At 46.0% G+C, this 21,422-nt stretch carries 17 protein-coding genes and 1 pseudogene; 12 read left to right on the forward strand and 6 right to left on the reverse strand.

Annotated features, from left to right (window positions below):
* The 4 genes and pseudogenes from ACF8EG_RS11390 to ACF8EG_RS11405 form a co-directional block, all read left to right on the forward strand.
* A pseudogene (locus tag ACF8EG_RS11390) lies at nt 1–93 on the forward strand (elongation factor Tu); the annotation flags it as partial.
* Between the two features lie 331 nt (nt 94–424).
* Complete coding sequence (locus tag ACF8EG_RS11395; RefSeq protein ID WP_005496545.1) at nt 425–613, forward strand: (2Fe-2S)-binding protein; 189 nt, start codon at nt 425–427, stop codon at nt 611–613.
* A gap of 92 nt (nt 614–705) precedes the next feature.
* Nucleotides 706–1,182 carry a bacterioferritin gene (bfr, locus tag ACF8EG_RS11400; RefSeq protein WP_005395745.1) on the forward strand — a complete coding sequence of 159 codons (477 nt, stop codon included), beginning with the start codon at nt 706–708 and terminating at the stop codon, nt 1,180–1,182.
* Nucleotides 1,183–1,390: 208 nt separating this feature from the next.
* Nucleotides 1,391–2,668 (forward strand): malic enzyme-like NAD(P)-binding protein, encoded by a 1,278-nt coding sequence (locus tag ACF8EG_RS11405; RefSeq protein WP_005465132.1) that lies wholly within the window; start codon nt 1,391–1,393, stop codon nt 2,666–2,668.
* Nucleotides 2,669–2,777: 109 nt separating this feature from the next.
* Here ACF8EG_RS11405 and metJ read toward each other — a convergent pair whose 3' ends face one another.
* Nucleotides 2,778–3,098, reverse strand: a complete 321-nt coding sequence (metJ, locus tag ACF8EG_RS11410) for a met regulon transcriptional regulator MetJ (RefSeq protein WP_005432736.1) — start codon at nt 3,096–3,098, stop codon at nt 2,778–2,780.
* A gap of 277 nt (nt 3,099–3,375) precedes the next feature.
* Here metJ and ACF8EG_RS11415 point away from each other — a divergent pair, with 277 nt between their 5' ends.
* From ACF8EG_RS11415 to metF, 3 genes are all read left to right on the forward strand, one after another.
* Nucleotides 3,376–4,536: an O-succinylhomoserine (thiol)-lyase gene (locus tag ACF8EG_RS11415; RefSeq protein ID WP_020839768.1), complete on the forward strand. Its 1,161-nt coding sequence runs from the start codon at nt 3,376–3,378 to the stop codon at nt 4,534–4,536.
* Nucleotides 4,537–4,550: 14 nt separating this feature from the next.
* Complete coding sequence (locus tag ACF8EG_RS11420; protein ID WP_069507324.1) at nt 4,551–6,959, forward strand: bifunctional aspartate kinase/homoserine dehydrogenase II; 2,409 nt, start codon at nt 4,551–4,553, stop codon at nt 6,957–6,959.
* 275 nt (nt 6,960–7,234) lie between these two features.
* On the forward strand, nt 7,235–8,137 hold the full coding sequence (gene metF / locus ACF8EG_RS11425; protein ID WP_005465139.1) for a methylenetetrahydrofolate reductase: 903 nt from the start codon (nt 7,235–7,237) through the stop codon (nt 8,135–8,137).
* 68 nt (nt 8,138–8,205) lie between these two features.
* On the opposite strand, the gene ACF8EG_RS11430 is transcribed toward metF, so the two are convergent.
* The 3 genes from ACF8EG_RS11430 to argE form a co-directional block, all read right to left on the reverse strand.
* Nucleotides 8,206–8,745 carry a PadR family transcriptional regulator gene (locus tag ACF8EG_RS11430; RefSeq protein WP_005395734.1) on the reverse strand — a complete coding sequence of 180 codons (540 nt, stop codon included), beginning with the start codon at nt 8,743–8,745 and terminating at the stop codon, nt 8,206–8,208.
* Between the two features lie 437 nt (nt 8,746–9,182).
* Complete coding sequence (ppc, locus tag ACF8EG_RS11435; RefSeq protein WP_005465143.1) at nt 9,183–11,816, reverse strand: phosphoenolpyruvate carboxylase; 2,634 nt, start codon at nt 11,814–11,816, stop codon at nt 9,183–9,185.
* 277 nt (nt 11,817–12,093) lie between these two features.
* Nucleotides 12,094–13,230 (reverse strand): acetylornithine deacetylase, encoded by a 1,137-nt coding sequence (gene argE / locus ACF8EG_RS11440; protein ID WP_069507326.1) that lies wholly within the window; start codon nt 13,228–13,230, stop codon nt 12,094–12,096.
* 144 nt (nt 13,231–13,374) lie between these two features.
* Between argE and argC the strand changes: the two genes are divergently transcribed.
* From argC to argH, 4 genes are all read left to right on the forward strand, one after another.
* A complete protein-coding gene (gene argC, locus ACF8EG_RS11445; protein ID WP_025787234.1) occupies nt 13,375–14,379 on the forward strand; it encodes an N-acetyl-gamma-glutamyl-phosphate reductase in 1,005 nt (334 codons plus the stop codon).
* Between the two features lie 21 nt (nt 14,380–14,400).
* A complete protein-coding gene (argB, locus tag ACF8EG_RS11450) occupies nt 14,401–15,192 on the forward strand; it encodes an acetylglutamate kinase (RefSeq protein WP_005496562.1) in 792 nt (263 codons plus the stop codon).
* Between the two features lie 89 nt (nt 15,193–15,281).
* Nucleotides 15,282–16,496: an argininosuccinate synthase gene (locus ACF8EG_RS11455; RefSeq protein WP_005465152.1), complete on the forward strand. Its 1,215-nt coding sequence runs from the start codon at nt 15,282–15,284 to the stop codon at nt 16,494–16,496.
* Nucleotides 16,497–16,735: 239 nt separating this feature from the next.
* Nucleotides 16,736–18,610 carry an argininosuccinate lyase gene (argH, locus tag ACF8EG_RS11460; protein WP_005465154.1) on the forward strand — a complete coding sequence of 625 codons (1,875 nt, stop codon included), beginning with the start codon at nt 16,736–16,738 and terminating at the stop codon, nt 18,608–18,610.
* A 192-nt stretch (nt 18,611–18,802) separates the two neighbouring features.
* Here the strand turns inward: argH and ACF8EG_RS11465 are convergent, their stop codons facing one another.
* Both ACF8EG_RS11465 and ACF8EG_RS11470 read right to left on the reverse strand, forming a co-directional pair.
* Nucleotides 18,803–19,075 (reverse strand): DUF3624 domain-containing protein, encoded by a 273-nt coding sequence (locus tag ACF8EG_RS11465; RefSeq protein WP_031778296.1) that lies wholly within the window; start codon nt 19,073–19,075, stop codon nt 18,803–18,805.
* Nucleotides 19,076–19,569: 494 nt separating this feature from the next.
* Nucleotides 19,570–20,298 carry a redoxin family protein gene (locus ACF8EG_RS11470; RefSeq protein WP_015297397.1) on the reverse strand — a complete coding sequence of 243 codons (729 nt, stop codon included), beginning with the start codon at nt 20,296–20,298 and terminating at the stop codon, nt 19,570–19,572.
* Between the two features lie 170 nt (nt 20,299–20,468).
* Between ACF8EG_RS11470 and oxyR the strand changes: the two genes are divergently transcribed.
* Nucleotides 20,469–21,377 (forward strand): DNA-binding transcriptional regulator OxyR, encoded by a 909-nt coding sequence (gene oxyR, locus ACF8EG_RS11475; protein WP_005465160.1) that lies wholly within the window; start codon nt 20,469–20,471, stop codon nt 21,375–21,377.
* Nucleotides 21,378–21,422 lie beyond the last annotated feature (45 nt).

Here is a 21,422-nt window from a genome sequence, read left to right on the forward strand (position 1 = left end):
GCACCAATCGCAATGGACGAAGGTCTACGTTTCGCTATCCGTGAAGGTGGCCGTACAGTAGGTGCTGGTGTTGTTGCTAAGATCTTCGAATAATTCTTAACGAATTAAACGAAATCTTGCACTCTTCTTCTTTTTGAAGAAAGCGCATCAAGAAAAGGGAGGCTTCGGCTTCCCTTTTTCGTATTTGTTTTTTTATTTAGTTATAAGCATAAACTGAAGGTGCTCCCTTCTTGTTTTTAAAAAACAACCTCTTACTTGAAGTATGTTTTTTCTGATTCGCAGTTCCCTCATAAGTGATTGATCCTCTCTTTCCCAACAAAAACCTATATAACGAAATGTTCTCAACACGCTCTCAATACGAGTGGTAACAAGAACCATTCCCGTTTATATTCTTGTCTTCGGTTTTTATTAGAAAGGTTTTTATATGTACGTTTGTCTTTGCCATGGCGTCTCCGACAAAAAAATTAGGAAGTTGGCGATAGATGAAGGTGTAACTGATATTCGAGGTATTAAGAGATGCACTGCTTTGGGGAGTCAGTGTGGTAAGTGCATTAAGCAGGCAAAAGAAATCCTAGCAGAAACACATTACACAGAATTAAGACAAGCCAGTTAACTACCTCATTGCTTTTTGAGGGTTACTTGGTCTCTTTGACACCTTCTCATTTGCTTCTAAAGTTAATAGAAGCCAAATAGGAGGGCTTTGTCATGAAAGGCGATCCAATCATCATCCAACATCTCAATAAAGTGCTCGGTAACGAGCTCATCGCTATCAATCAATATTTTCTTCATGCTCGTATGTATAAAGACTGGGGGTTAAAGCACCTTGCCGATAAGGAATACCACGAGTCGATTGATGAAATGAAGCATGCTGACCACCTTATCGAGCGGATCTTGTTCTTGGAGGGATTACCGAACCTTCAAGATCTTGGAAAGCTAATGATTGGTGAAGATACTAAGGAAATGCTCGAATGCGACCTTAAACTGGAGATGGCGGCCATTCCGGATCTAAAAGATGCGATTGCCTATGCCGAAGATATTCGCGACTATGTTTCGCGTGATTTATTTCAAGATATTCTCGAAGATGAAGAAGAGCATGTGGACTGGCTTGAGACCCAACTTGGCTTGATTGAAATGTCAGGTATTGAAAACTACCTTCAAGCTCAGTATGTCGATGAAGAGTAACGAACATACTGACGCATTGTTCAAAAAGAATTCATATCATAAAAAGAGCACCTGACCAGAAAATCAGGTGCTTAACACACTTATCTGGTCTAATCTCTTTTATTATCGGCTTTTTAAGGATATTGCTCGCAATCTTACCTATGAAGATTGATTTCTATCCTTTAGAATTTATGCCCCCTTACCTAAAAATAACAAAGAGAAACGATCCATGTCTGAAGACAATCGCCAAGCAGCCACCCCAGAAGAAGAACATCGCCAAAAAGCTCTGGATTACCATGCTTACCCAACCCCGGGTAAAATCGCTGTCGAATTAACTAAACCAGCCGAAACTGCTGGTGACCTTGCTCTTGCATACAGTCCTGGCGTGGCTGAGCCTGTACGTGAAATCGCACAAAACCCTGACAACGTGTACAAGTACACGGCGAAAGGCAACATGGTTGCGGTTATTTCAAACGGTACTGCTATTCTTGGTCTAGGTAACCTTGGCCCACTTGCCTCTAAGCCTGTAATGGAAGGTAAAGCGTTACTGTTTAAGCGTTTTGCTGGCCTTGATTCAATTGATATTGAAGTGAAGCATCGCACGATCGACGAGTTCGTTGATACGGTTGCGAACATTGCTGACACTTTCGGTGGTATCAACCTTGAAGACATCAAAGCACCAGACTGTTTTGAAATTGAAAAGCGTTTGATTGAGCGTTGTGACGTACCAGTATTCCACGATGATCAACATGGTACGGCTATCGTGACAGCTGCAGGTATGCTCAATGCTATCGAGCTGCAGGGTAAGAAGCTTGAAGATTCAACGATTGTTTGTCTTGGTGCTGGTGCTGCAGCCGTTGCGTGTATGGAGCTGCTTATCAAGTGTGGCGCAATGCGCGAGAAGATCTACATGCTGGATCGCAAAGGGGTGATCCATACTCGTCGTGATGATCTGAATGAGTACAAGCAACTGTTCGCAAACAATACAGATAAGCGCACACTAGAAGATGTGATCGAAGGTGCAGACCTATTCCTAGGTGTATCTGGTCCAAATCTATTGCCACCAGAAGCGTTGAAACTCATGGCTGACAAGCCAGTTGTATTTGCTTGTTCGAACCCAGATCCTGAAATCAAACCTGAGCTAGCACACGCAGTGCGTGATGACTTAATTATGGGTACTGGTCGCAGTGATTATCCAAACCAAGTGAACAACGTGTTGTGTTTCCCTTTCATTTTCCGTGGTGCGTTAGATGTACGTGCGAGTGAAATCAATGACGACATGAAGCTGGCGGCGGTGGACGCAATTCGTGCATTGGCAAAAGAGCCTGTGCCTGAATCGGTACTAAAAGCTGCAGGTGTTGAGAAGCTAGAATTTGGTAGCGACTACATCATTCCTAAGCCAATGGATCCACGTCTGCTACCTCGTGTAGCAAAAGCGGTAGCTCAAGCGGCAGTAGATTCCGGTGTTGCTCGTATCGAGATGCCAGAAAACTACATGGCAGAGTAATTTACTCAGCCACATTGAACACAAAAATGGGACGCATTGACGTCCCATTTTTTATATCTCCAAAAACTGCCCCCGGCGCAGCTCCTAAAGCGGATGAATTTGTAAGCAATTATTCTTCGTCAAATGCTTCGAATTCGATACCCATCGCCGTCATTAACGCTTTTGCTTCAGTTGGAATGTCATCCGGTCTGTCTTTACGAAGGTCTTCATCCGTTGGTAATGGCTGACCTGTATATGCGTGCAGGAATGCTTCACATAGTAGTTCGCTGTTGGTTGCATGGCGTAAGTTATTGATCTGACGACGAGTACGCTCATCAGTCAGCACTTTTAAAACTTTTAGCGGGATAGAAACGGTAATTTTTTTTACTTGTTCGCTTTTTTTACCGTGCTCAGCATATGGGCTAATGTATTCGCCATTCCAGTCAGCCATTGCACACCTTCATTTATGTAATAAGTTGAAAATTAATATAGGTGCTGATTTTAGCTGCATTTACTGCCACAAGCAAAGACATATAGACGTCTAGAAGTGTTGACGTCTCATTTTTTGACAAGTAAAGTGAACAGAACAGAACAGAACAGAACAGAACAGAACAGAACAGAACAGAACAGAACAGAACAGTTAAGGAAGAGTGTTGTTCAGATAGATCTAACAAATTAGATATAGCGCATTCCTATTTAGAAGTCATCACCCGTGAAAGGATACACCCATGAGCACCCGCAAGCCTGCGACCATTGCTGTACGCACTGGTATCGAATCAGACAGCCAATACCACGCTGTTGTTCCACCAATCTACCTTTCAACCAACTATGGTTTCCCTGCTTTTGGTGAAGTCCCTAAATACGATTACACGCGTTCAGGTAACCCAAACCGTGGTTTGCTAGAGAGTGCGTTATCAGAGTTAGAGTCTGGCAAAGGCGCAGTGGTGACTAACTGCGGTACTTCCGCACTTAACTTGTGGGTATCGGCTTTTCTTGGGCCAGATGATCTGATTGTTGCACCGCATGATTGCTATGGTGGCACATACCGTTTGTTCAATACACGAGCTAACAAAGGCGACTTCAAAGTGCAGTTCGTTGATCAATCGGATGAGCAAGCTCTAGAGGCTGCACTAGCGAAAAAGCCAAAGCTTATTTTGTTAGAAACTCCATCGAACCCTTTGGTTCGTGTGGTTGATATTGCTGCGGTATGCGAAAAAGCCAAACAAGTAGGCGCTTTGGTTGCGGTAGACAATACCTTTTTGACACCGGTGTACCAAAAGCCTTTGGATCTCGGTGCTGACTTTGTTATCCACTCAACCACAAAATACATTAATGGTCACTCGGACGTGATTGGTGGTGTGGTGATCACCAAAACAGAAGCGCACGCAGAAGAACTTGCATGGTGGGGAAACTGTATTGGCGCCACGGGTACGCCTTTCGATAGTTACATGACGTTGCGTGGGATCCGCACTTTAGGCGCCCGTATGCGAGTGCACGAAGAAAGCTCTCAACACGTACTCAACTACCTACAACAGCAGGCTTTGGTCGCGAAGATTTACCATCCGAGCTTGCCAGATCACCCAGGTCACGAAATCGCGAAAAAGCAGCAGTCGGGTTTTGGGTCTATGTTGAGCTTTGAATTTGCAGGCTCATTTGAGCAACTTAAAGTGTTTGTTAAAGAGCTCGAACTGTTTTCTCTTGCAGAGTCGCTTGGTGGCGTGGAGAGTTTGATTTGTCACCCCGCATCTATGACGCATCGAGCCATGGGGGAAGAGGCGTTAGCGGAAGCGGGCGTGTCGCATCAGCTGCTTCGTCTGTCTGTGGGTTTAGAAGATGCACAAGACCTGATTGCCGATCTCGCTCAAGCCTTTGTAAAAGCTGCTCAGTAATAGGAGAACTAAAAATGAGTGTACAACGTCAGTTACATAAATTTGGTGGCAGCAGCTTAGCAAACCCTGAATGTTACTTACGTGTGGCCGATATTCTCAAAGAATACTCTGTCGAGAATGATCTGGTGGTGGTATCCGCCGCAGGGAAGACCACTAATCGCTTGATCGAGTTTCTGGAAGGTTTAGACAAAGATGGCCGTATTGCGCATGAAGCACTACAAGGCTTAAGACAATTCCAGTCGGAGCTAATTGAATCTCTATTAGAAGGCGAGGTGCAGACGCAATTGCTCGCTTCTTTGCACGATGAGTTCAGTACCTTAGCCGAGCTGACTGCGCCACTGACGGATGCGCAAAAAGCGGCAGTGTTGGGTCACGGTGAAGTGTGGTCTTCACGTTTATTGGCTGCCTTGCTTTCACAACAAAATGTTCCTGCGGTCGCACAAGATGCACGTGCATTTTTACGTGCAGAAGCAGGTACTCAACCGGAAGTTGACCGTGCGCGTTCTTATCCCCTGATTAAGGAGGCGTTGGCGCAACACAGCCACAAATGCGTCATCATTACCGGATTTATGGCGCAAAATGAGGCAGGAGAAACCGTGCTGTTGGGGCGGAATGGCTCGGATTATTCCGCAACCGTAATCGGTGCTTTGGCGGAAGTGACAACCGTAACCATTTGGAGTGATGTTGCTGGTGTTTACAGTGCGGATCCTCGTTTGGTGTCGGACGCATGTCTGTTGCCTTTACTGCGCTTAGACGAAGCGAGTGAACTGGCCCGCCTTGCAGCGCCGGTCTTGCATAGCCGTACGTTACAACCTGTCGCGCAAAGCACGATGGACTTAAGCCTCAAGTGCAGCTATCAACCTGAATCGGGTTCAACGCGTATTGAGCGTGTACTTGCTTCTGGGCGTGGAGCGAAAATCATCACTTCTTTGGATGAGGTATTGTTGATTCAATTGTCCTTTAGACATGGTCATGACTTCAACAAAACCCAAAGTGATGTTTTAAAGTCTCTTCAACGTGCGCAACTCGAGCCACTCTCTTACGAAGCCCAAGCCGATCAGCAAAAATTACGCTTAGCGTACACCGCAGAGATTGCGACAGGTGCGCTGAAGTATCTACAAGATCTTGCGGTTGAAGCTGAAATCAAACTCAAAGAAGGCTATTCACTTGTGGCCGCTGTCGGAGCGGGCGTAACGAAGAATGCCAACCATTGTTTTGGTTTTTACCAAAAATTGAAGCACGCACCAGTTGAATTTGTTTCTGAAACTGAATCAGGTTTAAGCCTAGTTGCGGTACTACGTCGCACCGATACCGAAGCATTAGTGCAGTTGATTCACAGCCAGTTATTCCAAGCGCAAAAGCGCGTAGCGGTAGCGTTATGTGGCAAAGGCAATATCGGTTCTAGCTGGTTAAATCTATTTGCGATTCAGAAAACAGAACTCGAAAAACGCCACGGTATGAGCTTTGACTTAGTCGCCGTTGTCGATAGCCAGACATATTGGTTTGATGAAAAGGGTATCGATGCGGCGGCGGTTGCCGACAAGTTTGATGATGAAAGTATTGAGAACGATGGGACGTGGCTGAGTCGGTTAGGCGATTTACAAGGTTATGATGAAGCCGTGGTATTGGACGTGACCGCGAGCAAAGAGTTGGCGCAACGTTATGTTGATATCGCTCAGCAAGGCATTCATTTAATTTCTGCTAACAAAGTTGCAGGCTCTGCCGACAGTCAGTATTACCATCAAGTGCAAGATGCATTCGCGAAAATCGGTCGTTACTGGCTCTACAACGCGACGGTTGGGGCAGGGTTACCTATCAACCATACCGTGCGAGATCTGCGTGAAAGTGGTGACGAGATTGTGGCGCTATCCGGAATCTTCTCGGGAACACTTTCTTGGCTGTTCCAGCAGTTTGATGGCTCGGTGCCGTTTAATGAGTTGGTCGATTTAGCGTGGCAACAAGGATTAACAGAACCGGATCCGCGTGCTGATTTAGATGGTTCGGATGTCATGCGTAAACTGGTTATCTTAGCGCGTGAGTCTGGTCTGGATATTGAACCGGACAGCGTAAAAGTGGAATCACTCGTACCTGAAGAGCTGCGCTCTCTGAGTTTGGATGAGTTCTTTGATAATGGCGCACTGCTCAGTGAGATTCTTCAAGAGCGTCTAACCAAAGCACAAAGAGATGAGCAGGTGCTTCGATATGTGGCGCGCTTAGAGAAAAATGGCAAAGCGACGGTGGGCGTAGAAGCATTACCGCGCGAACATGCGCTGGCTAACTTGCTGCCATGCGACAACATTTTTGCGATTGAAAGTAGATGGTACAAGGACAACCCTTTGGTGATTCGTGGCCCAGGTGCAGGACGCGAGGTGACCGCTGGTGCAATCCAATCGGATCTCAACCGCTTAGCTGGATTATTCTAAACTTTTCGAGAGACCTAAAAACCCTGGAATTCATCCGGGGTTTTTTATTCCTTCCTCAGTGCCATACTTAAAATAAGATTCGCCATTTTCAAACGTTGTTATGAGTAAATAGCAGATGCGAATTAACTTGAACTATCCTCATTATTAACGTGAGAAAAATTCATAATCACAAGGTTGACATTAAATCACATTCAATACATTCTGTAGACATATAGACGTCTAAACGTCGATTCAAGGATTTTGATTTCGTGGCGGAGTGCCACAGGGAGAGTAAGATGGGATACACGCACGCAGGCCATATCGACGCCTTAAACCAGAATATCGCTGAGTTGTCAGATAACATTAATGTCTCGTTTGAGTTTTTTCCGCCAAGCAGTGAAAAGATGGAAGAAACGCTGTGGAACTCTGTGCATCGTCTCAAAACGCTCAAGCCTAAATTTGTTTCGGTAACATACGGAGCAAACTCTGGTGAGCGTGATAGAACTCACTCCATTATCAAGGAAATCAAAGCAGAGACCGGTTTAGTTGCTGCGCCTCACCTCACTTGTATCGATGCAACACGTTCAGAGTTGATTGAGATTGCTGATGATTACTGGAATAACGGCATCGAAAATATCGTTGCGCTGCGTGGTGACATCCCACCTGGTGGCGGTGCTCCAGATATGTATGCTTCGGACTTGGTTGAGCTACTAAAATCTCGTCACGATTTTGATATTTCTGTGGCGGCTTTTCCAGAAGTGCATCCAGAGGCAAAAAGTGCTCAATCGGATCTGCTAAACCTAAAGCGTAAAGTGGACGCTGGTGCAAACCGTGCCATTACTCAGTTCTTCTTTGATGTGGAATCTTATCTGCGTTTTCGTGACCGCTGTGTTGCGGCGGGAATCGATGTAGAAATCGTACCGGGTATTTTGCCAGTTTCGAACTTTAAGCAAGCCTCACGCTTTGCAGCGCAGAATAACGTTAAAGTGCCAGGATGGATGAGCAAACAGTTTGAAGGTTTGGATGATGATCCTGTGACTCGCCAACTTGTAGGTGCAAGCCAAGCTATTGATATGGTTCGTGTACTAAGTCGCGAAGGTGTGAAAGATTTCCACTTCTATACGCTGAATCGTGCGGAGATGACTTATGCGTTATGCCATACTTTAGGTGTTCGTCCTCGTGTAGCCGTAGAAGCGTAAATCCGATCAAAAAGACAAAAGGCTTGCCAAGTGGCAAGCCTTTTTCATTGTCTCTAAGTAAAAGGAAATTAACCAATCACTTCAAGTTCTGTTAGGACTTCTTCTGCCCAAGTGATCCACGTTTCACGTAACAGTAGGTTACGACGAAGCGTTAGGCGCTCTAAACGAGCTTGTTTGTCCAAAGTTGAAGGCGTTGCGTAGTAAGCCGCTTCAATTTCTTTGTAGTGAGAAACCAGTTTACGAGACTCTTCAACAAGTTCTGCTAGTTGATCACGGAAAGGTGTTGATGGTTGAACAGCACAAGCCATAAGTTTCGCTGAAAATTCATCACGAACGGTTGGGTGTGCTGTTGGTTGATCAAACCATTCTCCAAGAGCGCTACGGCCTGCATCTGTGATGGAGTAAACCTTACGGTCTGGTTTGCCTTCTTGAGGTTCTAGTACGCAAGTAACCAGCTCTTTCTCGGCCATTTTATTTAGCTCACGGTAAACTTGTTGGTGGCTTGCTTTCCAGAAGTAACCGATGCTAGCAGAGAATTCTTTAGTGATATCGTAACCGGTTGCGTCGCGAGTGCTAAGAACAGTTAAGATTACGTGTGGTAATGACATGTCTTCAATCCAAATGGTCAATAAACTTGTAAACAAGCTACTTATACTTTCAGCTGCGCTCTTACTGGCGCTTGAGTTTTTTAATGTATAAGTAGCACCAACAAAGTTGGTCCTGTCACCTTAAAGCCGTTTATCACCTAGAGATGGGGATCCCCATCAGGGCTGGAGCAGGTATGATTGGATTTATGAGCTCTCAGCAGGCAAGTAGTATATAAATAATAAGCATGAAGTGGAATACTAGGACAAAATTACCCTGAAAAACTAACATAATACTCAATAGAGTTATTTTGTAGTTAATAATTCTAACTTGTTGGTATTTTATGGGTTTTTTGTAGTGTGAATGTCTGCTTATTTGCTGCGCAATTATGTGGTTGGAAGTTATGAATATAAGAAAGGCTGAGTATGAACTCAGCCTTTTGTATTACGAATGGTTATTTTTAACCCGTATTACGCATACCTGCTGCAATACCCGCGATGGTCACCATCAGAGCCTCTTCAAGGTTTGCAGACGCCTCTTCTGTTTGACGAGTACGGTATAGCAATTCAGCTTGAAGCATGTTCAATGGCTCTACGTAGATGTTACGTAGGCGAATTGATTCTTGGCCCCATGGGTCGCTTTGCATTAGGTTTTCGTTGTTCTCTACGTTCAGTACGGACTTAATATCACGTTGAAGCTGTTCACGCAGTCGGTCACCCAATGGTTGAAGTTGAGGTTCAACTAGGCGTTGGTCATAGTAGCGAGAGATTTCCATGTTGCACTTGGTGTACACCATCTCAAGCATACCTAGGCGAGTTGAGAAGAACGGCCATTCGCGACACATTTCTTCCAGTAGCGCCTGATGACCTTTGTCTACTGAGTACTGAATAGCTTCACCTGCGCCTAACCAAGCCGGAAGCACCAAACGGTTTTGGCTCCACGAGAAGATCCAAGGAATTGCACGTAAGCTTTCTACACCGCCATTTGGATTACGTTTCGCAGGGCGTGAACCAAGCGGCAGTTTGCCTAGCTCTAGTTCAGGCGTCGCTTGACGGAAGTATGGAACAAAATCTGGTTCGCCACGGACGACGCCACGGTAAGCTTCACAGCTCACTTCCGACAGCACTTCCATCAAGTCGCGCCATTCTTGTTTTGGCTCTGGTGGTGGCAGTAGATTTGCTTCCAAAATGGCGCTTGCATACAAGTTGAAGCTGTTTACCGCAACATCTGGTAGACCCAGTTTAAAGCGGATCATTTCGCCTTGTTCTGTTACGCGTAACCCGCCTTTCAAGCTCTTTGGTGGTTGAGACAGCAGAGCCGCGTGTGCAGGTGCGCCGCCGCGACCAACGGTGCCGCCACGACCATGGAACAGAGTCAGCTCAACACCTTCGTCTTCTGCCACTTTAACTAGAGATTCCATAGCATGGTACTGAGCCCAGCCTGCCGACATGACACCCGCATCTTTTGCTGAATCAGAGTAGCCGATCATGACCATTTGGTGGTTTTGAATAAAGCCACGGTAAAGGTCGATGCTCATTAGCTGCTTAATGACCGACTCTGCATTGTTCAAGTCGTCTAGAGTTTCGAACAGAGGACAAACATCCATACGGTAAGGGCAGCCCGCTTCTTGCAGTAATAGGTGCACAGCGAGTACGTCTGAGGCGGTACGAGCCATTGAGATGACGTAAGCACCGAACGCTTCGCGCGGTTGCAGAGCGATGATCTTACAGGTGTCTAACACCTCTTTGACCGGCTCTGATGGTTCCCAATCGCGTGGCAGTAGCGGACGTTTAGACGCAAGTTCATTGGTGAGGAAAGCAATTTTATCTTGCTCGCTCCACTGTTCGTAATCACCAATGCCGAGGTATCGAGTCAGCTCAGAGAGTACATCTGCGTGGCGCGTACTTTCCTGGCGGATATCAAGACGAACTAGGTGAACGCCAAACGCTTTCACACGACGCAGCGTATCTAGCAACGAGCCGTCAGCGATGACGCCCATGCCGCACTCATGCAGTGATTGGTAACACGCGTACAGAGGATCCCAAAGCTGTTCAACTTTTTGTAGCGGTGCTTTGACTGCCAGTTTTTGACCGTGGATCTTCGCATCAAGAATATCTTTGGTTTCATTGAGCAGAGCTCGTAGTTGTTTCAGGATTGCGCGGTATGGTTCGTGTTGATCTTCACCAGCAAGTTCACGAACTTGATCGTTAGAAACGGTCATCGAGAGCTCGCTGATCAATTCATTGATGTCATTGAGATAAAGGTCAGCGGCTTTCCAACGAGACAGAAGCAATACTTCACGCGTTACGCTATGAGTAACGAACGGGTTGCCATCACGGTCACCCCCCATCCAAGAAGAGAAATGCACTGGACGAGCATCAATTGGTAAACCTTCACCTAGGTAAGACTTCAGACGATCATTCATTTCACGTAGGAAATCTGGCACAGCTTCCCACAGTGAGTTTTCTACTACGGCAAAGCCCCATTTCGCTTCATCCAATGGAGTAGGGCGTTGTTGACGAATCACGTCAGAATGCCAGCTTTGTGCGATAAGTTGCTCTAAGCGACGCTCTGTTTTTTTGCGTTCTTTAGAAGACAGGTCGCTGAGTTCTAGTTTGGATAAACACTCGTTGATCTTGACCAGTTTATTGATCATGGTGCGGCGAGTGATTTCCGTTGGGTGCGCGGTTAATACCAGTTCAATATTCAAATCACGTACCGCTTGAGCCGTATCGAGTTTGCTAACATCGTTTTGTACCAGTTTTGAAAACAGCGAGTTGATCGCGTCTGGTTCACAGATGTGCTCTTCACAGTGACGTGAAATGGTGTGGTATTGCTCGGCAATATTGGTGAGGTTTAGAAATTGGTTAAACGCACGGGTGACTGGCGTTAGTTGCTCATCGGGTAGGTGTTTGATTTCTTCTATCAAGCTTTCCCTGTCTGCTTGATTACCTGCTTGAGCCGATTTGGATAATTTACGAATGGTCTCCACTTTCTCGAAGATTTCTTCGCCGTGGGCATCGCGAATCGTGTTACCCAGTAAGTGGCCTAACATGCGCACATTGCTTTTAAGTGCGGCGTATTTCTCGTTCATTGTCGTCCTGCCTCGTAAAAAAACTACATCCATTGTCCTTGTTAAGACTCCAATCTAGCGAAAAGCACCAGTTCTAGTCAAATAAAGCAGACTAAGTTTGCAATTATTCGGCGTCTCTCCTGATTTAGAGCAAAGTTTCGACGGGCATAGAATTAAAAGTGAAAATTAATTACAAAATAACAAGTTAAATTCGTGTTAACGGTGCATAAAACCTTGTGCTTTGAGAGCCAAAATATGCAGCTCATCGGAGCTGCATAAAGGCTTTTTTTAAACTCAATCAACAACAATACTTAACCATCGCCTTTGAGAGCACATCAATGGTTGGGTCGATAAAATCAAAGGAGAGAAACTCATCTGGTTGGTGCGCTTGTTCGATAGAACCAGGGCCAAGTACCAGAGTCGGACACAGTTGCTGCAAGAAAGGCGCTTCCGTGCAGTAGTTGACGGTTTGCGAACTGGTTTGACAGATCTCTTCAACACCACCGATAAATGGATGATCGTGCTGACATTCATATCCTGGAATTGGCTCATGCAACGGTACGATGTCGATTCGTCCCGGCCATTTAGCTTCTACTTCTTGTAGTGCGCTGCGCAGCATGTTTTCTAAACCGTCCAAACTGATGCCCGGCAATGGGCGAACGTCATAGTGCAACTCGCAACAACCACAAATACGGTTGGCACTATCACCGCCATGGATATGGCCTAAGTTCAACGTTGGACTAGGGATGGCAAATCCTGGGTGGTGATACTCTTTAATGAGTTTGTCGCGCAGTTGCATCATCGCAAACAACACTTCATGCATGATTTCAATCGCGTTGACGCCCAAAGCTGGGTCAGAGGAGTGGCCGGATTTACCGGTAACCCGAATCGCATTGGCGACATGCCCTTTGTGGCCACGAATAGGAACTAAGCTAGTGGGTTCTCCAATGATGCAGTAATCCGGCTTGAACGGCGCGTTTGTGGTGAAGTGTCTTGCACCGAGCATGGTAGTTTCTTCATCACAGGTGGCCAATACGTAAAGCGGCTTGTTTTGCTTGCTCCAATCCACTTTTTTTACTGCTTCATAAATGAAAGCAAAGAAGCCTTTCATGTCTGCAGTACCCAGACCGTAGAAGCGGTTGTCTTTCTCAGTGAGCTTATGGGGAGCAAAGCTCCAGCGTCCTTCATCAAATGGCACGGTATCGCTATGCCCAGCAAGCAGCAGACCGCCTTCGCCTTCGCCCATGCGTGCAATCATATTGTGTTTGCCTGGCTCGACTTCGATAACCTCAACATGAAAGCCAAGATCTTTAAACCAAGTGGCGAGTTTCTCGATCACTTTGGCATTGCCTTGATCCCAGCTTGGATCAGTCGAGCTGATCGAAGAGGTACTAATGAGTCCTTCATAGACCTCTAGAAAAGTTGGTAATTGCATGGATTCTTCAATTCTCCTATTGACAGACAGAACACAAAAATGTAAAACACATATTAACTCATATTTAATGAATAAAAAATCAAAATAAAGCTAATTTTAAATATGAATAATCATTTTGAGCTTTAAGTATATGGATGTCACACAATGCTAAAAACCACAATTATCGGAGCCAGCGGTTACACCGGCGCAGAGTTAGCGTTCATGGTTAATAAACACCCACAACTCACGCTATCAGGTTTATACGTTTCCGCCAACAGTGTCGATGCAGGAAAAACCATTGCACAGTTACACGGTAAATTGGCGAACGTGGTCGATATGGTGGTGAATGCGTTGACCGATCCAAAGCAAGTCGCGCAAGACTCTGATGTGGTTTTTTTAGCTACGGCTCATGAGGTCAGCCATGATCTTGCTCCTATCTTTCTCGACGCTGGATGTCAGGTCTTTGATTTGTCCGGCGCGTTTCGTGTCAAAAGCGATGGCTTTTACGACACCTTTTACGGCTTTGAGCATCAATTCAACAACTGGCTAGATAAAGCGGCGTATGGCTTAGCGGAGTGGAACCAAGAAGAGATTAAAAGCGCTCCTTTAGTTGCGGTAGCTGGCTGCTACCCAACGGCGTCGCAATTGGCAATTAAACCACTACTTGTCAGTGGCTTGCTGGATACTCAGCAATGGCCAGTCATTAACGCGACAAGCGGTGTCTCTGGTGCAGGGCGTAAAGCCTCAATGACCAACAGTTTTTGTGAGGTTAGCCTTCAGCCTTACGGTGTATTCAATCATCGTCACCAACCAGAAATTGCCCAGCATTTAGGATGTGATGTGATTTTTACTCCTCATCTTGGCAACTTTAAACGCGGCATTCTTGCTACTGTCACGATGAAGTTGGCGCAAGGTGTAACGGAGCAACAAGTTGCTCAAGCTTTTGAACAAGCTTATCAAGGTAAGCCAGCCGTACGCCTCAAAGGTGATGGCATTCCACGTATTCAGGATGTTGAAAATACCCCTTTCTGCGATATCGGCTGGAAGGTGCAAGGCGAACACATCATTGTGATTTCAGCCATCGACAACCTACTTAAAGGTGCATCGAGTCAAGCGATGCAGTGTTTAAATATTCATTACGGTTACCCAGAACTGACAGCGTTGCTGTAGTCGTTGAAAGAGGGAAAAGCAATGACGCAAACCAATCAAGCTCCTTTAGTCATTAAGCTAGGCGGTGCGGCTCTATCTTGCACTCAAACCTTAAGCCAACTGTTTGGTGCCATCGCGGCATACCAGAAGTCGGCGCAGCGACAAATCGCCATCGTTCATGGCGGTGGCTACTTGGTGGATGAGTTGATGGCGAAACTTCAACTTAAGACCGTAAAGAAACATGGTCTACGTGTGACGCCATACGATCAAATTCCAGTCATTGCCGGTGCGCTGGCAGGAACGGCAAATAAGTTACTGCAAGGTCAAGCGATTGCCGATGGTTTGAATGCGGTGGGCTTGAGCCTAGCGGATGGTGGCCTTTGTCATGTCGAAGAGTTAGATCCTGAATTAGGCGCGGTGGGCAAAGCGACACCGGGTGACTCAAGCCTACTTCAAGCGATTTTAAATACGGGCGCACTGCCTATCATCAGCTCTATTGGTCTCACGGCTGAAGGTCAAATGATGAACGTGAATGCGGATCAAGCAGCGGTTGCCGTTGCGGGTGCTTTGGACGCGGAGTTGGTGCTGTTGTCAGATGTAAGCGGTGTGTTAGATGGCAAAGGTCATCTGCTTAAAAGCTTATCTGAGAAAGAAGCTAATGCGCTGATCGAAGGCCAAGTGATCACTGATGGGATGATCGTCAAAGTGAAAGCTGCTCTCGAAGCCGCCAACGATCTTGGTCGTCCGATAGAAGTGGCGACGTGGCGCTACCCAGAAAAACTCACGCAGTTATTTGCTGGTGAAAGTATTGGAACACAGTTTCTGCCTCAATAAGCGGAAGCAAAACAGTTAAAGAATTCAACATTAGGAAGTGGTTGGCACTGACCGCCGAGCGCAGCGCCAGTTAAGTTTGGAGAAAAAACATGAGCAAAGTGAACGTAAATAAAGTGGTAGTCGCATACTCAGGCGGTCTAGATACTTCAGTAATCATCCCGTGGCTAAAAGAGAATTATGACTGTGAAGTCGTCGCTTTCGTGGCCGATGTAGGTCAAGGTGCTGAAGAACTCGAAGGCATCGAAGCGAAAGCAAAAGCATCTGGCGCATCAGAGTGCTACATCGCTGACCTAAAAGAAGAAATGGTGGCAGACTACATCTACCCAACACTAAAAACCGGTGCTTACTACGAAGGTAAATACCTGTTGGGTACATCAATGGCGCGTCCTATCATTGCTAAAGCGCAAGTTGAAGTGGCACGTAAAGTGGGCGCGGACGCATTGTGTCACGGCTGTACTGGTAAAGGTAACGACCAAGTGCGTTTCGAGGGCGCGTTTGCTGCGTTAGCACCAGATCTACACGTTATCGCTCCATGGCGTGAGTGGGATTTAGTGAGCCGCGAACAATGTCTGGATTACCTTGCAGAGCGTAACATTCCTTGTTCAGCGTCTCTAACGAAGATTTATTCGCGTGATGCGAACGCATGGCACATTTCTACTGAAGGTGGTGTGCTAGAAAATACATGGAATGCACCAAACGAAGATTGCTGGGTCTGGACCGTTGACCCTGAACAAGCGCCAAATGAAGCTGAATACGTTACGTTGAAAGTCGAAAAAGGTGAAGTTGTGGCAGTGGATGGTGAAGCGATGACACCATACAATGCGCTAGTTTACTTAAACGAAAAAGGCGCAAAACACGGTGTGGGTCGTATTGATATCGTAGAGAACCGTTTGGTGGGAATGAAGTCTCGTGGCTGTTACGAAACTCCGGGAGGTACCATCATGATGGAAGCTCTGCGCGCAGTTGAACAATTGGTGCTAGACAAATCGTCATTCGAGTTCCGTGAAGAACTTGGTCTAAAAGCCTCTCACCTTGTGTACGACGGTCGTTGGTTTACACCGCTATGTAAGTCGATTCTTGCTGCCTCAGAAGAGCTAGCACAAGACGTCAATGGCGAAGTGGTTGTTAAGCTATACAAAGGTCAAGCAACGGTAACGCAAAAACGTTCTGACAACAGCTTGTACTCAGAAGAGTTCGCTACTTTTGGTGAAGATGAGGTTTACGATCAAAGTCATGCTGGTGGCTTCATCCGTCTTTACTCGCTATCAAGCCGTATTCGTGCATTGAATAGCCAGAAAAAATAATCACTCCCCATCTCGGATTGAATAAAGGCCTGCCAACATATGGCGGGTCTTTTTTTATTACCCAAAGAGTCGCAAATTAAGTTGGGTGAATATATATGTAAAAATATTGAATTTATACTTTATTTTTATATTGAATTGCCGTAACGTTGGCGTATAAGAAAAAGTGAGCAAATGACCACCGATTTCGTCATCACTCATTAGACACGTTAGAGTAAGCAATAGTCATCAGGAGAGACGCAATGGCATTATGGGGCGGAAGATTTACCCAAGCGGCAGATACCAGATTCAAAGAGTTCAACGATTCGTTGCGTTTCGACTACCGATTGGCTGAGCAAGATATCGTAGGCTCAATTGCGTGGTCTAAAGCATTGCTTTCGGTTGGTGTATTATCAGCAGAAGAGCAGCAAAAGCTCGAGCTCGCTTTAAATGAGTTGAAACTCGAAGTGATGGAAGATCCGCATCAGATTTTACGCTCTGATGCTGAAGACATTCACTCGTGGGTGGAACAGCAGTTGATCAGCAAAGTCGGCGACTTAGGTAAAAAGCTGCACACTGGTCGTTCTCGTAACGACCAAGTGGCGACCGACTTAAAGCTTTGGTGTCGTCAGCAAGGGCAGCAACTTCTTATTGCACTTGATCGTCTACAATCGCAAATGGTGCAAGTGGCGAAACAACATCAAGGTACGGTTTTGCCTGGTTATACTCACTTACAACGTGCTCAGCCTGTGACGTTTGCTCATTGGTGTTTGGCGTATGTTGAAATGTTTGAGCGTGATTACTCACGTCTGAGTGATGCGCTGCAACGTTTAGATACCTGTCCGTTAGGCTCTGGCGCATTAGCTGGTACTGCTTACCCAATTGATCGTGAACAACTGGCGCATAATCTTGGTTTTCATCGTGCTACGCGTAACTCACTCGATTCGGTATCGGATCGTGACCATGTGATGGAACTGATGTCTGTCGCTTCTATCTCTATGCTGCACTTGTCACGTCTCGCGGAAGATATGATTTTCTACAACTCAGGTGAGTCGAACTTCATTGAGTTGGCAGATACAGTGACGTCTGGCTCGTCATTGATGCCACAGAAGAAAAACCCAGATGCGCTAGAGCTCATTCGTGGTAAGACTGGTCGCGTGTACGGCGCACTTGCTGGCATGATGATGACAGTCAAAGCCCTGCCACTGGCGTACAACAAAGACATGCAAGAAGACAAAGAAGGCTTGTTCGATGCGCTTGATACATGGAACGACTGTATGGAAATGGCAGCGTTGTGTTTCGATGGTATCAAGGTTAATGGCGAACGTACGTTAGAAGCTGCGAAACAAGGCTACGCCAATGCCACAGAATTAGCGGACTACTTGGTCGCGAAAGGCATTCCTTTCCGAGAAGCGCATCATATTGTCGGTGTAGCTGTCGTTGGCGCGATTGCCAAAGGTTGTGCACTGGAAGAGCTGTCACTGCAAGAGTTACAAGAGTTCTCTGACGTCATCGACAACGATGTGTACGACATCCTAACGATTGAGTCTTGTCTAGAAAAACGTAGCGCGCTTGGTGGCGTGTCACCAAAACAAGTCGCTTATGCCGTTGACCAAGCGGACAAGCGTTTGGCGCAGCGTGATAGTTCGGCCGTTAAAGTACGTCCTGCACGTTTAACGGATATCGAAACGCTTGAGGGCATGGTTGCGTACTGGGCGAATATGGGCGAAAACTTACCTCGTTCTCGTAATGAACTCGTTCGCGACATTGGCTCATTTGCCGTTGCTGAACATCATGGTGAAGTGACTGGTTGCGCATCTCTGTATGTGTATGACTCTGGACTTGCGGAAATTCGCTCGCTCGGTATTGAGGCGGGTTGGCAAGGACAAGGGCAAGGCAGCGCGATTGTGAACTATTTGGTGGATAAAGCACGTCAAATGGCGATTAAGAAAGTCTTCGTACTAACACGTACGCCAGAGTTCTTTATGAAGCAGAGTTTCTTGCCAACATCTAAGTCTCTGTTGCCAGAAAAAGTGTTGAAAGATTGCGACCAATGCCCGCGTCAACATGCCTGTGATGAAGTCGCGTTAGAGATCAATTTAGTTGAACAGATCATCCAACGCAGCCATGTCGCATAGCGTATTGATTTTATTAGCATTTAAACAGGTATCGTTAGAGAACGATCATTTACATAAGTTTTTGCTAAAAAAATCGAAAAAACTTTGAACCTTTGAGAGGAAGCTCGGTCTATTAAAGTACCACTGCTTTTTCTTAGAAGAATCTAAGAGAGCCCCAGAATCGAGATTGATTTTGGGGCTTTTTTCTATCTGTCATTTGTGGTGATCCTCTCCATTCTGTTTCCCACGACGACGCTGCCACGGCAAGATGACAAAACGCATCCATAAGTGCAGAAACAATAAAATGTTAAATGCAAAGCCCGCAAAGATCAGGGCGATCGATTCAATGCTTTGTGGGTGTTCGCGAAAAGCAAACCACCAAATGATCCAACATACAACTGAAAGTACGGTCAATTGATCCATGCATCGTTGACAACGACCGATCTTTTTCCAAAACCAATGTTCTTGGCAGCTACGACAAGCCATGATGTTTACCTCAATTCAACTTGCCCAAGATTAGCAGAAGATGAATAGGCTTTACCATGTGCGCTTGTTAGGTGGTACGGACCCAAAAATGGAAAATTAGCTTTGATGAAATTCTGTAGCACGTTACTGGTGTATGGTGCCGCGTCAGCCAGAAAATAGGAAAAGATAATGTCGACAGAACTGAGAGTAGCACTAGGACTTGCCGGGGGATTTTTCACCATTGGGTTCACCGCGATTGTGCTAGTGAGTCGTTATGCGATGATGTAATCCATTAAACTCTAGTCCAGAAAAAAGCCTCGTATCTGCGAGGTTTTTTTGTATTTGGCTTGGGAATAGAAACGAGACGTTATGATGAACAAAAAGTGTTGTATTTAAAATCGTTGATTCAGGTAGTAGAACGATTTAAGAACTAAGGACTTAGATTTGAGCGGGAAGAGGCAGGGTGGCCTCCGAGTCAAAGACGCCGGAGACCGGGGGTGTAGGCTATGGACAGGTTAGCCTAGATAAGTTTCTAGCTCTTCGCTACCACCGATGTGTTTACCGCCGATGAATACTTGCGGGACGGTCGTACGGCCTGTAATAGCACGAAGACTGACGGAAGTTGCATCTTTCCCCAAAATGACTTCTTCATATTGAAGACCGTGATCAATCAAGTTTTGTTTGGCTTTCATACAGAAAGGACAACCAGGCTTGGTAAATACAGTGATCGATTCCTGAGTTCTGTACTCTGGTGCGATGTAGTTCAGCATAGTGTCGGCATCCGATACTTTGAACGGGTCTCCTGGCTCATTTGGCTCGATGAACATCTTCTCAATCACACCATCTTTTACCAGCATGCTGTAACGCCAAGAACGTTTACCAAAACCGATGTCATTTTTGTCCACGAGCATGCCCATGCCATCGGTGAACTCTCCATTACCATCTGGAATAAAGGTGATGTGCTCGGCTTCTTGGTCGTGTTTCCAAGCGTTCATAACGAATGTGTCGTTTACCGAAATACACAAAATTTCATCAACACCGTGTTCTTTGAACACAGGGAATAGCTCGTTGTAACGAGGTAAGTGGCTAGAAGAACAAGTCGGTGTAAACGCTCCAGGCAAACTGAATACGATCACGGTTTTGCCTTTGAATAGATCATCCGAGGTAACGTTCACCCAAGTATCACCTTGGCGAGTCGGGAAAGTAACCTGTGGTACGTTTTGACCTTCTTTAGATACAAACATATTGATTCCTTTAAAATATTCGAGTGAAGCGTTTAGAGCGTGACTTGTCGTTTGGCTCTGTTTCGTTTTGTTGAGCCCATTATTGTAAAAATCCTTTGATAGCTCTAATCGTTTGATGCTATGGTTTTGATAGACATTGACTATCATCAAATAGAAGCGAATCGTGTGTTATGAATATTCGGGATTTTGAGTACTTAGTCGCACTGGCGGAGCACAAGCATTTTCGCAAAGCGGCAGAGGCGTGTTTTGTCAGTCAGCCAACGCTTAGTGGTCAAATACGTAAGCTGGAAGATGAACTCGGCACGGCATTGTTAGAAAGAAGCAGCCGCCGAGTGTTGTTCACCGACTCTGGTTTACAGCTGGTGGATCAAGCTAAACGCATTTTGAGTGAGGTGAAAACCTTTAAAGATATGGCCAGCGGACAGAGTGGGGCGATGACCGGTCCAATGCACATCGGTTTTATTCCGACGGTTGGCCCGTACCTATTGCCTAAAATTCTTCCACAGCTGAAAGAAGAGTTCCCTGAGCTTGAGCTGTTCCTGCATGAGGCTCAAACTCATCAGTTGGTTCGTCAGCTAGAGGAAGGGAAGCTGGACTGTTTGGTATTGGCTTCTGTGGCGGAAACTGCCCCATTTAAAGAGATTGAAGTGTACAACGAACCGCTTAGTGTTGCTGTACCATGTGGTCATGAATGGGCACAGCTCGACCAGGTTGATATGTTAGAGCTCAATGGGAAGACCGTGTTGGCTTTAGGTGATGGGCATTGCTTACGCGACCAAGCGTTAGGTTTCTGCTTTGCGGCAGGAGCAAAAGATGATGAGCGCTTTAAAGCCACCAGTTTAGAAACTTTGCGTAATATGGTTGCTGCGGGAGCGGGTATTACTTTGTTGCCTCAGCTTTCTATTCCAGCCGAAAAACAAAAAGATGGCGTTTGCTACATTCCTGCCGTCAACCCTACGCCTTCACGTAGCATTGTTTTGGCGTACCGCCCTGGCTCTCCGTTGCGTGCTCGTTTTGAAGCATTAGCAGCGAAAATCAAAGCAATTCTAGAGTCGCAGCCATCTTCTATGGCCGCTTAACGTTATAAAAAAGGGGAGAGCCAACGCTCTCCCCTTATCTTTTCT

The sequence above is a fragment of the Vibrio sp. YQ_11 genome (genome assembly GCF_043103065.1).
In the GTDB taxonomy this organism is placed as follows: Bacteria; Pseudomonadota; Gammaproteobacteria; order Enterobacterales; family Vibrionaceae; genus Vibrio; species Vibrio parahaemolyticus.

Bases quoted from the DNA above. Each gene is read 5' to 3' on its own strand.
- metJ (WP_005432736.1), bottom strand. From the start codon at position 3,098: ATGGCTGACTGGAATGGCGAATACATTAGCCCATATGCTGAGCACGGT.
- argB (WP_005496562.1), top strand. From the start codon at position 14,401: ATGACGCAAACCAATCAAGCTCCTTTAGTCATTAAGCTAGGCGGTGCG.
- oxyR (WP_005465160.1), top strand. From the start codon at position 20,469: ATGAATATTCGGGATTTTGAGTACTTAGTCGCACTGGCGGAGCACAAG.
- ACF8EG_RS11455 (WP_005465152.1), top strand. From the start codon at position 15,282: ATGAGCAAAGTGAACGTAAATAAAGTGGTAGTCGCATACTCAGGCGGT.
- metF (WP_005465139.1), top strand. From the start codon at position 7,235: ATGGGATACACGCACGCAGGCCATATCGACGCCTTAAACCAGAATATC.
- ACF8EG_RS11415 (WP_020839768.1), top strand. From the start codon at position 3,376: ATGAGCACCCGCAAGCCTGCGACCATTGCTGTACGCACTGGTATCGAA.
- ppc (WP_005465143.1), bottom strand. From the start codon at position 11,816: ATGAACGAGAAATACGCCGCACTTAAAAGCAATGTGCGCATGTTAGGC.
- ACF8EG_RS11420 (WP_069507324.1), top strand. From the start codon at position 4,551: ATGAGTGTACAACGTCAGTTACATAAATTTGGTGGCAGCAGCTTAGCA.
- argC (WP_025787234.1), top strand. From the start codon at position 13,375: ATGCTAAAAACCACAATTATCGGAGCCAGCGGTTACACCGGCGCAGAG.
- bfr (WP_005395745.1), top strand. From the start codon at position 706: ATGAAAGGCGATCCAATCATCATCCAACATCTCAATAAAGTGCTCGGT.
- argH (WP_005465154.1), top strand. From the start codon at position 16,736: ATGGCATTATGGGGCGGAAGATTTACCCAAGCGGCAGATACCAGATTC.
- ACF8EG_RS11405 (WP_005465132.1), top strand. From the start codon at position 1,391: ATGTCTGAAGACAATCGCCAAGCAGCCACCCCAGAAGAAGAACATCGC.
- ACF8EG_RS11430 (WP_005395734.1), bottom strand. From the start codon at position 8,745: ATGTCATTACCACACGTAATCTTAACTGTTCTTAGCACTCGCGACGCA.
- argE (WP_069507326.1), bottom strand. From the start codon at position 13,230: ATGCAATTACCAACTTTTCTAGAGGTCTATGAAGGACTCATTAGTACC.
- ACF8EG_RS11395 (WP_005496545.1), top strand. From the start codon at position 425: ATGTACGTTTGTCTTTGCCATGGCGTCTCCGACAAAAAAATTAGGAAG.
- ACF8EG_RS11465 (WP_031778296.1), bottom strand. From the start codon at position 19,075: ATGGCTTGTCGTAGCTGCCAAGAACATTGGTTTTGGAAAAAGATCGGT.
- ACF8EG_RS11470 (WP_015297397.1), bottom strand. From the start codon at position 20,298: ATGTTTGTATCTAAAGAAGGTCAAAACGTACCACAGGTTACTTTCCCG.